General features: G+C 68.4%; 13 protein-coding genes. 6 read left to right on the top strand and 7 right to left on the bottom strand.

Annotation, left to right across the window (positions count from 1 at the left end; all coding sequences use genetic code 11):
* The 6 genes from KOE53_RS05350 to KOE53_RS05325 form a co-directional block, all read right to left on the bottom strand.
* Window positions 1-1,242 carry a D-alanyl-D-alanine carboxypeptidase/D-alanyl-D-alanine-endopeptidase gene (locus KOE53_RS05350; RefSeq protein WP_188046475.1) on the bottom strand — a complete coding sequence of 414 codons (1,242 nt, stop codon included), beginning with the start codon at window positions 1,240-1,242 and terminating at the stop codon, window positions 1-3.
* Entirely contained in the window at window positions 1,239-2,921 is a 1,683-nt protein-coding gene (locus KOE53_RS05345; RefSeq protein WP_188057692.1) for an ATP-binding cassette domain-containing protein, read from the bottom strand. The genes KOE53_RS05350 and KOE53_RS05345 overlap by 4 nt, the downstream gene beginning before the upstream one ends.
* Window positions 2,921-3,829: an ABC transporter permease gene (locus KOE53_RS05340; RefSeq protein WP_188057691.1), complete on the bottom strand. Its 909-nt coding sequence runs from the start codon at window positions 3,827-3,829 to the stop codon at window positions 2,921-2,923. Before KOE53_RS05340 ends, KOE53_RS05345 begins: the two co-directional genes overlap by 1 nt.
* A gap of 14 nt (window positions 3,830-3,843) precedes the next feature.
* A complete protein-coding gene (locus tag KOE53_RS05335) occupies window positions 3,844-4,908 on the bottom strand; it encodes an ABC transporter permease (protein ID WP_188046472.1) in 1,065 nt (354 codons plus the stop codon).
* A gap of 11 nt (window positions 4,909-4,919) precedes the next feature.
* Window positions 4,920-6,689, bottom strand: coding sequence for an ABC transporter substrate-binding protein (locus KOE53_RS05330; protein WP_188057690.1), 1,770 nt, complete (start codon window positions 6,687-6,689; stop codon window positions 4,920-4,922).
* Window positions 6,690-7,045: 356 nt separating this feature from the next.
* Complete coding sequence (locus tag KOE53_RS05325) at window positions 7,046-8,167, bottom strand: M20/M25/M40 family metallo-hydrolase (protein WP_188057689.1); 1,122 nt, start codon at window positions 8,165-8,167, stop codon at window positions 7,046-7,048.
* A gap of 92 nt (window positions 8,168-8,259) precedes the next feature.
* Here KOE53_RS05325 and KOE53_RS05320 point away from each other — a divergent pair, with 92 nt between their 5' ends.
* Genes KOE53_RS05320 through KOE53_RS05295 form a run of 6 tightly spaced genes read left to right on the top strand, consistent with a single transcriptional unit; the run spans window position 8,260 to window position 14,064 of the window.
* A complete protein-coding gene (locus tag KOE53_RS05320) occupies window positions 8,260-9,117 on the top strand; it encodes a GNAT family N-acetyltransferase (protein ID WP_188046469.1) in 858 nt (285 codons plus the stop codon).
* The gene (locus tag KOE53_RS05315; protein ID WP_188046468.1) at window positions 9,114-9,797 is read left to right on the top strand and encodes a MurR/RpiR family transcriptional regulator; all 684 of its coding nucleotides are present in this window, start codon (window positions 9,114-9,116) and stop codon (window positions 9,795-9,797) included. Before KOE53_RS05320 ends, KOE53_RS05315 begins: the two co-directional genes overlap by 4 nt.
* Window positions 9,794-10,957 carry an o-succinylbenzoate synthase gene (gene menC, locus KOE53_RS05310; RefSeq protein WP_251364167.1) on the top strand — a complete coding sequence of 388 codons (1,164 nt, stop codon included), beginning with the start codon at window positions 9,794-9,796 and terminating at the stop codon, window positions 10,955-10,957. Before KOE53_RS05315 ends, menC begins: the two co-directional genes overlap by 4 nt.
* Window positions 10,954-12,060, top strand: a complete 1,107-nt coding sequence (locus KOE53_RS05305) for a dipeptidase (RefSeq protein ID WP_353055587.1) — start codon at window positions 10,954-10,956, stop codon at window positions 12,058-12,060. The genes menC and KOE53_RS05305 overlap by 4 nt, the downstream gene beginning before the upstream one ends.
* Window positions 12,053-12,802 (top strand): type 1 glutamine amidotransferase, encoded by a 750-nt coding sequence (locus KOE53_RS05300; RefSeq protein WP_188057688.1) that lies wholly within the window; start codon window positions 12,053-12,055, stop codon window positions 12,800-12,802. Before KOE53_RS05305 ends, KOE53_RS05300 begins: the two co-directional genes overlap by 8 nt.
* Window positions 12,799-14,064 carry an NAD(P)/FAD-dependent oxidoreductase gene (locus KOE53_RS05295; protein WP_188057687.1) on the top strand — a complete coding sequence of 422 codons (1,266 nt, stop codon included), beginning with the start codon at window positions 12,799-12,801 and terminating at the stop codon, window positions 14,062-14,064. The genes KOE53_RS05300 and KOE53_RS05295 overlap by 4 nt, the downstream gene beginning before the upstream one ends.
* On the opposite strand, the gene KOE53_RS05290 is transcribed toward KOE53_RS05295, so the two are convergent.
* Window positions 14,061-14,765 carry a TetR/AcrR family transcriptional regulator gene (locus KOE53_RS05290; RefSeq protein ID WP_188057686.1) on the bottom strand — a complete coding sequence of 235 codons (705 nt, stop codon included), beginning with the start codon at window positions 14,763-14,765 and terminating at the stop codon, window positions 14,061-14,063. The two genes, KOE53_RS05295 and KOE53_RS05290, sit on opposite strands and share 4 nt — an antisense overlap.
* Window positions 14,766-14,828 lie beyond the last annotated feature (63 nt).

Genomic DNA, 14,828 nt, shown 5'->3' with positions numbered 1-14,828 from the left:
TTAGTCCGCGAGGACGATCGCGGCGTCCAACTCGAGCAGCGCGTCGCCGCGCAGGTGCAGCTGCGTGACGAAGTCGTCTACCGCCTGCTTCGCCTCGGAGTCGGGCGGCAAGTCGTCGCCCATCGCGAAGACCGCGAAGACCAGGTCCGTCCCGCCGACGGTGCGGACGATGCCGGCGAGTGAGTGCACGCTCTCGATGTAGCCAGTCTTGCCGCGCACGGCGCCGGCAACGACCGCGTTGTCCCCGGTGAAGCGGGTCTTCGACAGGGTGCCTTCCGGCCCCGAGCGCGTGAGCCGGTCGTCTAGCATGCCCAGCACGCCCTCGCGCAGGCGAGCGCGCCGCAGCAGATCGGCGACGGTGGCCGCAGGCACCCTGATCCCGGCGCTCAGGCCGGAACCGTCGAGCAGCTCCACGCCGTCGAGCGGGACACCGAACCGCGCGAGCTCGGCCTTGAGGGCCCGCTCCAGGCCGGCAAAGCTTGCGTCCTCGCCGGCAGCTAGCGCCGCGAGCCGAGCGAGCGCCTCCGCGAGCGCATTGTCCGAGCTGCGCAGCGTCTCGGTGACGAGCGCCTCGACGGGTGGCGACGACACCGAGGCGAGACACTCGGCTCCCGCCTCGGCGCGACCGCGCACGATTTCGGGGTCTCCGCCGAGCAGCGCCGCAAACTCGGCACCGGCGCGGCCGGCGGGGTCCGTGCTGCGGGGACTGTCATCAGCGACCGGATCCGCGCGGTCGCCGTCCGTTTGTAGTGCGGAGATGCGGGGGATGTATCCGCCGGGGTCGCGATCTTCCTCGAGCCACTGGTCCTCGCGCCACTCGCTCTCCGCGAAGAGGGAGTCGTCGAGCACGATACGGCTCGGCGGGGTACCGCCCAGCGCCGCAAGCGTCCGCGCGGCCAACTGGTCGAGCCGCGCGGGGGCGGGGTAGAAGGTCGCCCCGTCGCCGGGGACGCGGCTCAGCGTGACATCGCCCCCGCCGACGAGCACGATCTCGCCGGACCGGCTCCCGCGAAGCACGCGGGTCTCGATCCGGTGCGCGGGTCCGAGGGTGCTGAGCGCCGCGGCGCAGGTGATCGTCTTCATGACGCTCGCGGTCTCGCCGGGACGCCAGGCCGCGCGCTCGAGGAGCGAGCGGCCGCTATCGGCGTCGAGCACCTGGATGCGGCCGGCGCCCAGGCGCGGATCCTGTGCCTGCGCGCTGAGCGCGCTCAGCGCGTCCTGCGTCAGCTGGGGGGTGTTCATGCGCCGCTCCGTTCCGAGGCCTCTGGGGCGCCCATCGTGGGTACGGCAGCAAGGAGCTGCCGGGTGTAGTCGTGCTGGGGCGACAGGAGGACGTCCTCCGCATTCCCCGCCTCCACGATCTTGCCGCGGTGCATAACGAGCACCCGGTCCGCGATGTTCCAGGCCACGCCGAGGTCGTGGGTGATCACGAAGCAGCCGAGGCCCAAGTCCCGCTTCAGGCGCAGCAGAAGCGCCAGGATCTCGCCGCGGACGGAGGCGTCGAGGGAGGCCACCGGTTCGTCCGCGATGAGGAAGTCCGGCTCGAGCGCGAGGGCGCCCGCGATCACGACGCGCTGGCGTTGGCCGCCCGAGAGCTCCTTCGGGAGCTTGGTGAAGAAGCGCTCTGGCGGGTACAGCTCGGCTGCGAGCAGGGCTTGTCGCACGCGCTCGCGCTCGTCGCCGCCGAAGCCCTGGATGCGGATTCCCTCCGCGATGATCTCGTAGACCGTGTGCTTCGGGTTCAGCGCGGACATGGGATCCTGCAGCACAAACTGCACGCTGCCGCGATAATCTCGGAGATCGCGCGCCCGGCGGCTCAGCGGCTGACCGCGGTAGCGCACCGCGCCACTGCTCGGCGGTTGCAGCCCGAGCACCGTGCGCACCAGGGTGGTTTTGCCGGATCCCGACTGCCCCACGAGCACCGTGATCTCGCCCTCGCGGCAGCTCAGGTCGACCCCGTCCACTGCGGTGACGTTCCCGACCCTCGTGTGGAAGCTCACGGTGAGATCGTCGGTGCTCAAGATCTCGGCACCGACGCCCGAGGCGATTACCGGGAGTGCTGTGGTTTCTCCCGGCGCGCTCTGCTTGCGGCTTGCCGGGTTGAGGCGGCTCTTCGGATCTCCAATCACGGGCACCGCGTCGGTCAGGGCGCGCGTGTGGGGGTGTCGGGGGTTCGCCAGGATCTCGCGGGACGGTCCGGTCTCGACGATCTCGCCCTGGTACATGACCGCGATCTCGTCGCAGGTCCGCGCGAGCACGGAGAGGTCGTGGGTGATCATGAGCAGCGACAGGCCGCGTTCCTTGACGAGTTTTGTGAGCAGGTCGAGCACGCGCTCCTGCACGATGACGTCGAGTGCGGTGGTGGGCTCGTCGGCAATGATGATGTCGGGGTCGCACGCGAGCGCCATGGCGATCATCACGCGCTGCTTTTGCCCACCCGAGAGCTCATGGGGGTAGGCGTTGATGGTGTGGGGGAGCAGATCGACCTGCTCGAGCAACGCGAGGACCTGGGGCCGGTAGTCGTCCCGACCCGAGCGGCGGGCATTCGGGTCATGCAGCCGGATCGCCTCGGCGATCTGGCGCCCGACGCGCTGCACCGGGTTCAACGAGTGCATGGCTCCCTGGAAGATAATCGAGGCTTCGTTCCAGCGCACGGCCCGCACCTGGCCCCAGCTCAGCTCGTTCATGTCGTGATCGCCGACTCGGATGCTGCCGGAGACCGTGGCGCTGTCGGGGAGCAGACGGAGCGCCGACATGATGAGCGTCGATTTTCCGGAGCCGGACTCGCCCGCGATGCCGAGCGTGCCCTTTCGCGGCAGGGTGAGGTTGACGTGCTTCACGGCCGCGTAGTCGAGCGGCGCACCGTCGCTGTCGCGGGTGCGGTAGGAGATCGAGACGTCTTCGAACTGCAGCGCATACATTAGCGGTCTCCCAGAGTCGGGTTGACGACGGTTTCGAGCGCCCGGCTGACGAGCGTAAAGGCGAGCACCACGACGAGGATCGCGAGGCCGGGGGCGACAATGAGCCACCAGAATCCCGCCACCGCTGCGCCGCTGCCCATTGCCTGCTGGAGCATCGTGCCCCAGGAGATCCCGCCGCCGTTGATCCCGAGGAACGCCAGCGTCGCCTCAGAGATGATCGCGATGCCGACGGCGAGTGAGGTGTTGGCGAGCACGAGCGGCATTACTCCCGGGAGGATGTGCCGCCAGGTGATGTGCGCCTGCGACGCCCCGAGCGCCCGAGAACGCTCGACGTATCCGCGCGACTCGAGCGAGAGTGTCTGCGCCCGGATCATGCGGGCGGTGCCGGCCCACGAGGTCACGCCGATCGCAACGACGATCGTGAAGGTGCTCGATCCCAGCACCGCGCCGAGCACGATCGCGAGCACCAGCCCGGGAATTACGAGGAAGAAGTCGATCACGCGCATAATGACGGCCGATCGCCAGCCGCGCATGGTGCCGGCGAGCAGTCCCATCAACGTGCCGATGACCATCGACATGATCGTGGCGGCAATGCCGACCGTGAGCGAGGTGCGCGCGCCCCAGATGAGCAACGGCAGCACCGGGCGCCCGAGATGATCGGTGCCGAACCAAAACTCGGCCGACGGCGCTTCGAATGGCCTGCCCGGGGCCTTCGTCGGGTCGAGGACGGAGACGTCGGCGATGACCGGGGCGAAGACCGCGAGGAGCGTCACGATGACGAGCACCACGAGCCCGAGGAGACCTCCCGGCTGTCGCGCGAAGGCGCGCCAGTTGGCGCGGAACGCGTCCGCCCGCCGTCGGCGCGCGAGCTGCCGGGGGCTGGCAATTGCCACGGTTGCAGTGTCCATAGTCGTCTCGCCTCTCATGCTGCGCGCACCCGCGGGTCGATCGCCCGGTACAGGATGTCGGCGAAGAAGTTCATGAAGATCACGATCGAGGAGAACACGACGAACGTGCCCTGCAAGACCGGGAAATCGGGGCCCTGGATCGCCTGGAAGGTGAGGTATCCAAGCCCCGGCCACGAGAACACGGTCTCGACCGTGACAGCTCCGCTGATGAGCCCTGCGAGCTGCAGGAAGATCATGGTCACGGTCGGCAGGAGCGCATTCGGAAGCGCGTGTCGGCGCCGCACGAGGTCCTCGGGAAGGCCCTTGGCTCGCGCAGTGACGAGGTAGTCCTGCCCGAGTTCCTCGAGCAGTGAGGAGCGCATGATGAGGACGTACTGGGCGTACGAAGCGATCGAGAGCGCCAGGACCGGGAGCACCAGGTGGCGCGCGACATCGAGCACGTAAGCCCACCCGGTGTAGCCGGCGCCGACCGTGGTCATGCCGCTGCTCGGGAAGAGTCCCGTGCCCGAGAAGACGAGGAGGAGGAGGAGCCCGAACCAGAAGGTGGGCATCGACCAGAAGAACAGCGAGGTCCAGGTCGCGGAGCGGTCGAACCAGCCGCCCCGCTTCCACGCGGCACGCTGACCGACCCAGACCCCGATGCTGACGGTGAGGACCATCGAGACGCTCATGAGCAGAAGCGTCGGGCCGACATACTGCCCCATGAGCTGCGTCACGGGGGTGCGGAACACGAAGGAGTCTCCGAGGTCGCCTTTGAGAAGGCCGACGAGGTATTCCCAGAACTGGACCAGAATCGGGCGATCCAAGCCGAGCTGATCTCGCAACTGGGCAATCTGCTCGTTCGTGACCTGGCGGCCGCGGGTCAGCACGGCCACGGGGTCGCCGGGAAGGACCCGGAATGCGAAGAATCCGAGCACCACCACCATCAGGAGGCTCACTGCGGAGCCACCCGCCTTCACCAGGAGGTATCTCCAGGTGCTCCCGGTGTGCCGGACGTCCGCCGCCTCGTCGCTTGCGCGGGGAGAGTGCGGCGGTGCCCCGGTGTCGGGGGCGGTGGTGCTCGGATTCTCGCGATTCATTTCGGGCCTACCTACTTCCGGTCGTCGACGCTCTTCTTGCGACGAATCGCGAAGATGAGGCCGCCGGCGAGAACGACGGCAGCGATGCCGACGCCGATCGCTACCGCGGGGACCCCGGATCCGCCGTCGCCGGACTCGCCTTCGGCGCCCTTGATGGTGGCCTGAGCAATCGAGAATCGGTTGTTCGGCGAGCCGTTGACCACGAGCAGGTTGTCGAGGCGGTCGGAGTTGTAGGCGCCGAGCGCGTCGTCGTAGTAGAACATCGCGGTGTTGCCATACTCGTAAATCATCGTCAGCGCTTCGGTGACGAGTTCCTTACGCTTCTCGGGATCGAGCTCGGTGTGCTGCGCCTCGAAGACCTTGTCGTACTCGGGGTCGCACATGCCCGACTGCGACGAGCTCGACACGCCGGGCTCGTCGGGCAGCGTGCTGCACACGTTGATCGAGAGCATGTAATCGGGATCCTGCGAGACGCCCCAGCCATCGATGTAGGTGTCGTAGTCACCCTTGGGGATCAGCTCGCCCATCTCGTCCCAGTTGGTGTTCTTCAGCTCCATCGCGATGCCGAGGTCCTTGAACCACGACTCGATGAACTCGGACGCCGCCGTGTTTGAGGTGCTGCCGCCGTTGAACATCATGCGCAGCGTGATGGGGGCGCCGTTCTTGTCGAGGCGGTTGCCGTCAGCGTCGGTGGTGTACCCGGCGGCCTCGAGCGACTTCTTTGCCTCTTCGACGCCCTGCGGGAGGGCGACACCCTCGAGCTCGGTGAAGAATCCGCCGGGGCTTCCCGGGGGCAGGATGGTCGGGCCCTCGCTGCCGAGGCCGTTGATGACCTTCTCGACGAGCACCTTGCGGTCGATCGCCTGGCCGATCGCCCGGCGGAACGCCTGGTCCTCGAGGACCGGGTTCTGCGTGCCGTAGGCCTCGCCGCCTGTCGTCTTCCAGCCACCGTTGAGCGTCAGGTTAAAGAAGTGCTTCGACTCCACCTGATAGGGCTCGATGCCGTCGACCGAAGCGAGTGAGTCGAACTGGGCAGAGTTGAGGCCGCCGAGCATGTCGATCTCGCCATTGCGCAGCGCGAGCACGGCGGCGTCGGTGTTCTTGAAGCCCACAATGTGCAGCTTGTCGACGCCCGTCGGGCCGTTCCAGTAGTGCTCGTTCGACTTCAGCGTGATCGAGGTGCCCTGCTTGTACTCCTCGATGATGAACGGGCCGCTGCCGACGACGTCCTCGGTGTTGGGGTATTCCTCGGGGTTGTCGATCTTCTCCCAGATGTGCTTGGGCACGATGGGCAGGATCCCGGGGTGCAGCGGGGTCGGGGCGGCGGTTTCGATCTCGACGGTCTTGTCGTCGACCGCGGTCACCGAGCTGATGTTACCGACGGACTCGCCGTTGGCCACCTGCAGGGGCTTGCTCCCCATGACCGCCTCATACGTCCAGACCACGTCGTCCGCGGTGACCGGCTCGCCGTCGGACCACGTCGCCTTGTCACGAATGTGATAGGTCCAGGTGGTGTTGTCGACCGAGAAGTCGTCGGCCAGGATCCCGCCGTAATCGCCGGTCTCGTTGATGCCGGCGAGCGGCTGGTACTCGTAGTCCAGCACGATGAGCGCCTCGTTGAACACCGCGGTGAACGGGTTGAGGGTGTCGATCTCGTCCATTGAGCTCGAGAGGCGGAGCGAGGACTCGGTGGGTTCATCGGCGGCTTGTGCCGCGGAGAGGGGCGCGGCGATGATGGCGAGTGCCGCCGCCATGCCGACCAGAGCTTTCACTGTTTTCATACCGGATCTCCTTTAATGCGGTCGTGGTCAAACGGGTTAGTCAGAGTGATTCGGGGGCTGCGGGCCAGCGGGGTGGGGCGCGTGCGGACGGTCGGGGTCGGGCGGGCCACGTTGCTCCGCCTGGCTTGACCGTATTCGCGCATCGTCCACTCCATCATGACCGTGCTGATTCAAAGATATGAATCGTAATTTCTCGTACCGAGGTACCCCGATAGTAGGGTGCGCCGCGGCGGCTTGTATAGCTTTCTGGTGGTTTGGGCTCTCGTGATCGGCGTGTTATGGAGGGATCTTGTCGGTGCCGTGCCGGCCATCGCGTGAGGCGGCGCCCCGGCGCTGATCCGGCCTTACGATTCGGATCATGGCATCAGCACCGCCACCAGGAGCTCGATGCGCTCGTGCAGCGAATCGATCAGGACGTGCTCGTTCTCGGCGTGAGCCCCGCCGCCTCGCGGGCCAAATCCGTCCAGCGTGGGGTGGCCGAGGGAGCCGAGCAGATTGGTGTCGCCGGCGCCGCTGGCCGGGCGCCCCTCGACGCGCTGATCGACGCGGAGCGCGGCAGTGCGAACCGTCTCGAGTAGCGCACGGTCCGCCGCGGAGGCCAACCACGCGGGCCGGTGGCTGAGCTGTTCGCAGTCGAAGGTCGCCCCGGAGCGGACCGGGGTCAGCGCGGCGATCGCCCGCAACACGTGTTCCTCGGTCGCCGGATCGCCGAATCTCAGGCCGATCTCGGCGCTTGCGCTGGCGGGTACGACGTTCGTGAGGGCACCGCCGCGGATGACACCGATGTTGCTGAGCACCGGCGAGGGAAGCTCGGGCGAGGCCGTGATCGCTCGGATGTGCAGGAGCTGATCAATGAGCTCGTCGATCGCTGATACCCCGAGTTCCGGGTCGAGCGCCGCGTGTGCGGCCCGTCCACCGGCCGTGAGCTTGATACGCGTGCTGCCGAGTCTGCCGATTTTGAAGGCCCCATCGGGGTGGGGGGACTCGAAGCCGAGGGCCGCCACAGTTCCGGCGCTGGCCTCTCGCAATACCGCCTGGCTGGTGGGGGAGCCCACCTCTTCGTCGCACACGAGAACGATCCGCACGGCGCGGTGTGGCGTCCCTGCGAGCCGAGAGAGCGCGGCGTGCATGACGACAATCCCGCTCTTCATGTCGTAGACCCCGGGGCCGGCGAGCTTGCCGTCCGTCTCGCGCCAGGGCATTGCCCCGGTGAGGGTTCCGACCGGCCACACCGTGTCGGTGTGGCCGACGAGGAGGAGGGGTTCGCCCACCCCGGGAGCGGTGATGATGAGGTTCGTCCCGGCGGAGGTCGGACGCAGCGTGACTTCGGCGCCGATCTCAGTGAAGTGCGAGGTGAGCACCTCGGCGATCCGCGCGCTCGCGGCGACATTCAGCGAGGGAGTCTCAATATGGACGAGTTCCCGCAGCAGGGAGACCGCGGCGGCGTTGCCACGTTTGCTCGATGCGTTGGTGTTCATGTTACGAAACGTATCTGACACTTGAATGTCTGGCAATAGCCCCATAACATTAGCCATCAAACGCCGATCATCCGATTTATAGGAAACATATAATGATCATTTCGTCCCCGGTGGGTGCCGCAATTGTCGCGCACCTCGACCCCGCCGGCGCGGGCGGAGCGTCGGGGCGCCCCGGGCTGATCGGCCGCGAACTCCTGAGGTTTGAGGACGTGCAGGCGGCCAACGAACTCTACGGCCGGGTGTTCGCGTACCAGGACCCCAGCTTCGCGCTGAACCCGAACCTGCTCTTCGCGCTGAAGGACAACGGTGGCTCGGTGGTCGGAGTATTCACGGCCGACGAGCGGCTTGTCGGCTTCGCCTACGGGTTTGCGGGGAAAGATGCCTCCGGGAGCGAGTACCACTATTCGCAGGCGACGGTGGTCGACCCCGAGTTCCAGGGCAAGGGCCTCGGACGGCAGCTGAAGATGCTGCAGCGCCGGGTCGCCGAGCGTTGGGGGCACCGGAGCATGCGGTGGACCTTCGACCCAGTCCTGGTGCGCAATGGACACTTCAACTTCTCGACGCTCGGTGCGATCGGAACCGACTACCTCGCCGACTACTACGGGCGCCCGGGCACGGACCGTCTGCTGGCTGAATGGGCGCTCGGCACGGGTGCCGACCACGCGAGCGACCTGCGCGAAACTGCCGCGCCGCTGCTCGACCGCGGCAGCTGGGGCCAGGCGGTGCCGCAGGGCGAGGCAGTCTGGGTGCCGTTGCCCGCCGCGGCCGGCGCGGCCGAGCACCTGCGTACGCGCCTCGCGGACACGCTTCGCGCCCAGTTTGCGGCGGGACGGGTGATCATCGACTGTCGGCGGCTCGAACCCGAAACGACCGCGTACCTTTTCGTTCCGCGAACCGCGCTCGCCGCGGACCACCCTTCACCAGCAGTACCTCGACAGGAGCAATCATGAATTCGGATGAGAACGGTGACCTTGACCGCTCCCTCGTGTCACCCCGCGACCGGTTCGGCGAGCGATTTCGCACGAACCTTTCCGCGGAGGGCATTCAGGCGCGCGTCATCGAAAGCGAGGTGCGATCGCTGACGCAGACGCTCGATGAGCTCGCCGCGACGGGCGAGATGCCGCGGGCCGCCGCACTGATCCTGGGTGCTCGCCGCCGCTACATCGGCGGCGAAGGGAAGGCCGCGGCGTACGCGCAGCTGCTCAACGCGGACCTGTCGGCCACCCTGTCGAACGTCTTCCTCATTGACGGGCTCGGGCTCACCCCGATCACCGTGCTCACCGATGTGCGCTCGAGCGACGTCCTTGTGGTGTTCTCGATGCGCCGGTATCGCGAGGAGACGATCCGGCTCGGACGGCTTTTCCATGAAGCGGGTGGGCAGCTTGTGGTCATCACCGACAGCGAGGACGCGCCGCTCGCCCCCTATGCGAGTGTGCTGATCCGCGTGCACACCGGATCGGCCTCGTACGCCGACTCGCCGACCGCGGTGGCCGCGGTGTGTCACCTGCTCAGCACGTTGACGACGGCGAGTGCGAAGGGCGCCCGTCGGCGTCTCTCGATGCGGGACAAGTACGCCGCCGAACTCGGCCTGTATCGCCCCGATCCCGACCACGAGGTGCCGCAAGAATGACGCCGCCGATGCGGATCGATCGGGTGCGACTGTTTCTTTTGGGGCTGCCGCTCCTGCACAGCTTCCAGACGAGCTCGCACCGCAAGTCGGCCATTGCCCACGTGCTCGTCGAGCTCACGGACGCCGACGGGGCCGTCGGCTGGGGCGAGATCGCGTCGCCGAGCGACCCCTACTTCTGCGCGGAAACGACCGAGACCGCTTGGGAGATCGCCACGCGCTACCTGGTCCCGGCCACGCTGGGCGCGGAGTGGAGTCGCCCTGAGGACTGCGACGCGGCGTTTGCGAAGGTGCGCGGGAACGAGTTTGCGCGGGCCGGTTTCGTCGGTGCCGCTTGGGATCTGCACGCACGCAGACGCGGCGTATCGCTCGCGGCGGCGCTTGGCGGCACCCGCACCGAGGTCGTCGCGGGGGTGTCTCTCGGAATTGAGTCGTCGATCGACGCCCTGCTCGTGCAGGTGGCGGCCCAGCTCAAGGCCGGGTACGGGCGCGTCAAGCTCAAGATCGCGCCGGGTTGGGACGTCGAGGTCGTCCGTGCCGTGCGCGCGGCCTTCCCCGGCATCGACCTCCACGTCGACGCGAACGGCGCCTACCCGCGCACCGCGGAGTCGACGGCGGTCTTCCGGACGCTCGACGAGAGTGCGCTCACCATGATCGAGCAGCCGTTCGGGGTGCGCGACTTCCTCGCCCATGCCGAGCTGCAGGGTCAGATTGATACGCCCGTCTGCCTCGACGAGTCGATCGTCGGGGTCGAGGACATCGAGACGATGCTGCGGCTCGACGCGGGACGAATCGTGAATATCAAGGTCTCCCGCATGGGCGGCTTGACCCAGGCGAAGCGGGCGCACGACGTCGCTGCCGCCGCCGAGGTGCCCGTGTGGTGCGGGGGCATGCACGAGTTCGGGGTGGGCCGGGCGGCCAACGTGGCAATCTCCTCCCTCCCGAACTTCTCGTTGCCGTCCGACGTATCGGGTTCCGATAAGTACTACGCGAGCGACATCGTCAGCCCGCCAGTGCGCGCCCTGGGCGGCCGAGTTCCGGTGCCCCGGGCCGCCGGCCTCGGGCACGAGGTGGACGTGGAGCGAGTGATTGAGTGGGCCAGTCGGAGCTTCGACTCGGCGGCGGTCGACGAGCTCTCGACGCAGCGCAGGGTCCGCTCGTGAGCGCACTGATACCCGTGATCGACGGACACAACGACCTGGCATGGGCCTGCCGGGAGCTGCGCGGCTACGCCACCGGCGGGCTCGACGAGTCGGTGCCGAGCCTGCACACCGACATCGCTCGCCTCCGGCTGGGCGGGGTCACCGGGCAGTTCTGGTCGGTGTGGGTCGACCCGGTGCTCGCGGGCGCCGAACAGGTGGTCGCGACCCTCGAGCAGATTGACTTCGTGCAGCGGCTGATCGACGCGTACCCGGAACACCTGCGATCGGCGCGGACCGCCGCCGAGGTGCGCGCGGCGATGCGCGACGGGCGTATCGCGTCGCTCATCGGGGTCGAGGGCGGGGAACAGCTCGGCGGCTCCCTCGCCGTACTGCGCCAATACGCGCGACTGGGCGCCCGGTATCTGACCTTGACCTGGTCGCGGACGACCGGGTGGGCAGACTCCGCGACCGACGAGTCGCGACACGGTGGCCTGTCCGACTTTGGCAGAGCGGTGGTGCGCGAGATGAATCGCGTGGGCATGCTGGTCGACCTCGCCCACGTGGCCCCGGCGACGATGCGTCACGTGCTGGCGGAAAGCCGGCGCCCGGTGATCGTCAGTCACTCCGGGGCGTGGGAGCTGTGCAAGCACCGCCGTAACGTGCCCGACGACGTGCTCGCGCTGATTGGCGCGTCCGGGGGTGTCGTCATGGTCGCCTTCGTGCCCTCGTTCCTCACAGAAGCGCGACGGCAGTGGGTCGAGGCGGGAGAGACCGGCGATCCGCCACACGTGGGGGTCGCGGACGTCGCGGATCACCTCGATCACATCCGCGAGGTGGCCGGGCCGCAGGCGGTCGGCATCGGCGCGGACTACGACGGAACCGACTCGATGCCCGACGGGCTCGGCGACGTGTCCGGGTACCCGGCGCTGTTCGCGGAGCTCCGCGGCCGAGGCTGGTCGGAGGACGAGCTGCGCGGCCTGGCCAGCGAGAATGTGCTGCGCGTGCTGGAGCGCGCCGACCCGGACTACGAGGCCTTCCTCGCCGGGAGGGCCGGCGAACCGGAACCGGCAGCGATTGTTCCGGCCGTCGATACAACAATGAAACTGGAGAGAAGACTTGCCTAACGCGCCCCGCATTCTTGTTGTGATCAACCACCCGGACTCGGGCCCCCGGAGGCTGGGCACCTGGCTCTCGGACGCGGGCGCCGATGTGCACGAGGTGTTTGGCGGGGACGGCCTGCCCGCGGGCCTCGCGGGTTTTGATGGGCTGGTGCTGCTCGGTGGCGGGTTCATGCCGGACGACTACGCGCACGCACCGTGGTTGGTGCAGGAGCGGGCACTCGTGCGCGAGGCGATCGATCGGGACCTTCCCACGCTCGGCATCTGCCTCGGGGCGCAGGTCATCGCTGACGTCGACGGGGGTGAGGTGCGCGCAAACTACGGTCCGAAAGAGCGCGGCAGCACTGTCATTCGCCCGACCGCGCGAGGTCGCGAAGACACGCTGTTCGTCGGCTTTGGCGCTGCGGCCCCCATGATCGAGAATCACGAGGACATGATCACTCGGCTGCCCGAGTCGGCGGTCCTGCTCGCGTCGAGCGACGCGGTCGAGAACCAGGCCTTTCTCATCGGCGCGCACGTGCGCGGGGTGCAGTTCCACCCAGAGGCTGGCGCCGCGAACCTCGCGAATTGGGACGACGCGGCGCTCGGAGATGAGGGCTTCGACCGGGCCGAGATGATCCGTGAAGCCCTGGCCGTGGATGACGAGAACACCGTCGTCAGCCGTGCTCTCGTCGAGGCGTTCGCCGCGGAGGTCCGCGCCGCCTCGCTGCTCGAAGCCGCGCGGCCAACACGCGGTGCCGCCTCGTGACGGGCCAGCATGTGATCGTCGTGGGCGGCGGCCTGATTGGTCTGTGCTCCGCCTACAGTTTGCTGCGCGACGGGCACCAGGTCACGATCGTCGAGCGGGACCGGCTCGGCAGCGGCGCCGCGACCGGCAACGCCGGCGAGCTCACTCCGCAGCAGGTGGCCCCCCTCGCCTCGCCGAACACTGCGAGGGACGTCATTACGGGCGTGTTTACGCGCTCGTCCTACCTCTCGATCTCGGCGCTCGCGCTGCCCCGCCTGGCCGGCTTTGGCCTCGGGTTCCTGCGCTCCTCAGGCCGGGTGCGGGCGCGTGCGGGTGCCGTGGCGCTTGCGCAGTTCTCGGACGGGCTGCTGCCGGCGTTGCACCAGATGGCCGCGGACGGTATCGACACCTCCGGCGGTGGCGACGGCTTTCTGATGACCAGCTCGAACGAGGGGATCCTGCTCGCGGGGCACGCGTCGTACCGGGCGCGCGCGGCGAACGGGTGGGGGACCGCGCCCGGCGAGATCCTGCGGGGTGAACAGCTTGCCGCGCACGAGCCTGCGCTCCAGCCCGGGGTGACTGGCGGGTTCATGCTGCCGGGGGAGTTCTCGCTCGACCCCGTCACCTTTACCGCGAGCATGATCGCGCACGTTCAGGCGGCCGGCGCCCAGGTGCGCACCGGACTCGAGGCCCGCCGGCTCGGCGCTGGCGCGAGCGTGGTGTGCATGGACCGGACGGGCGCCGAGGTGACCGTCTCGGGCGACCGGGTCGTCGTGGCGGCAGGGGCGTGGACAACTCCGATCCTGCGCCGCTCCGGCATCCGCTCGGCCCCCGTCGTCTCGGGGAAGGGGTACAGCTACACCGTGCCGGTCGCCCAGCTGCCACGCACCCTCATCCACGCGATGGACCTCCACTGCGTCGCGATTCCGATGCACGGGCGACTGCGCATCGTCGGCATGATGGAATTCGACGGCCACCCCACGCGACTCAACCCGGCGCGCATTGAGGTGTTGACGCGGTTTGCCTCGAAGCTGGTCGCTGACGCCGACTGGGGTGCCCGCACCGAGGAGTGGGTCGGTGCCCGCCCGATGACCGCCGACGGGATGCCCCTGCTGGGCGCCGTGGCGGGCCGGCCCGAGGCGATCGTGGCTACGGGGCACAACATGCACGGGCTCTCGCTCGGACCGGTGACCGGGGAGGTTGTCGCCTCGCTCATCGCCGGCCGAGCCGTCGAGAGTGGCGGCCGCCCCATCGACCTGAGCCCCTTCGCGGTGCGGCGCTAGCCGGCCGCGAGGTGCTCGGCCGAGCGGATCACCGACTCGACACCCCGAACGAAGATCTCGCGATCGTCGAGCCCGTTGAGCTGCGCGGTGAGCTCCATGATGCGCGGGTGCAGCCGCGGGTCGCCGAGCACCGGGCCGTCGAACCAGGGAGAGTACTCAAGGTCCCCGCCGCGGTGGGCGAAGTGACCCTCGGCGCGCGCGCGGGCGATGCCGGACGCGGTGGAGAGTACGTGTGAGGACAAGAGTGCGTAGTGCTGGACGACCTCATCGGGGTCGAGCCCTGCCTCGGTGAACGCATCGAGCATGAGCTCGATCGCGGCGAGTTCGCCCGGGCCGTGCGTGGTGAGCACCATCGCTTCAGCGGCGATCGCCGGGTGGGTGCAGAACTCGACGAGAGTGGCATTGGCAAGCTGGCGCAGCCGGTCCTGCCACTCGCTGGGCGGCGCGGTCACCGCGGCCAGGCTGCGCAGGCTGAGCTCATCGAGCAGCGCCTCCATGAGCTCGCCCTTATTGCGGAAGTGCCGGTAGATCGCCGTGGGGTCGACCCCCAGGTGGGCGCCGAGCGCCTTTGCGGAGAGCCTGATGGATCCTGAGCTCGCCGTGACTTCGAGGGCCGCGGCGATGATCGAGGGGGCGTCGAGGCGCACCTTGGTGGCTCCCGGCGAGGGCTGTTCCTGCAAGGCGGTGGTGTCGAGTGCCATCGTGTCTCCTTCTCGCGCAACGTTGCACGTCAATCGTGGCACAGAGTGTGGGCGAACTTTCTC

The organism is Leucobacter sp. CX87, assembly GCF_018682295.1.
GTDB lineage: Bacteria > Actinomycetota > Actinomycetes > Actinomycetales > Microbacteriaceae > Cx-87.
This window is presented reverse-complemented; position numbering and strand designations above follow the sequence as displayed.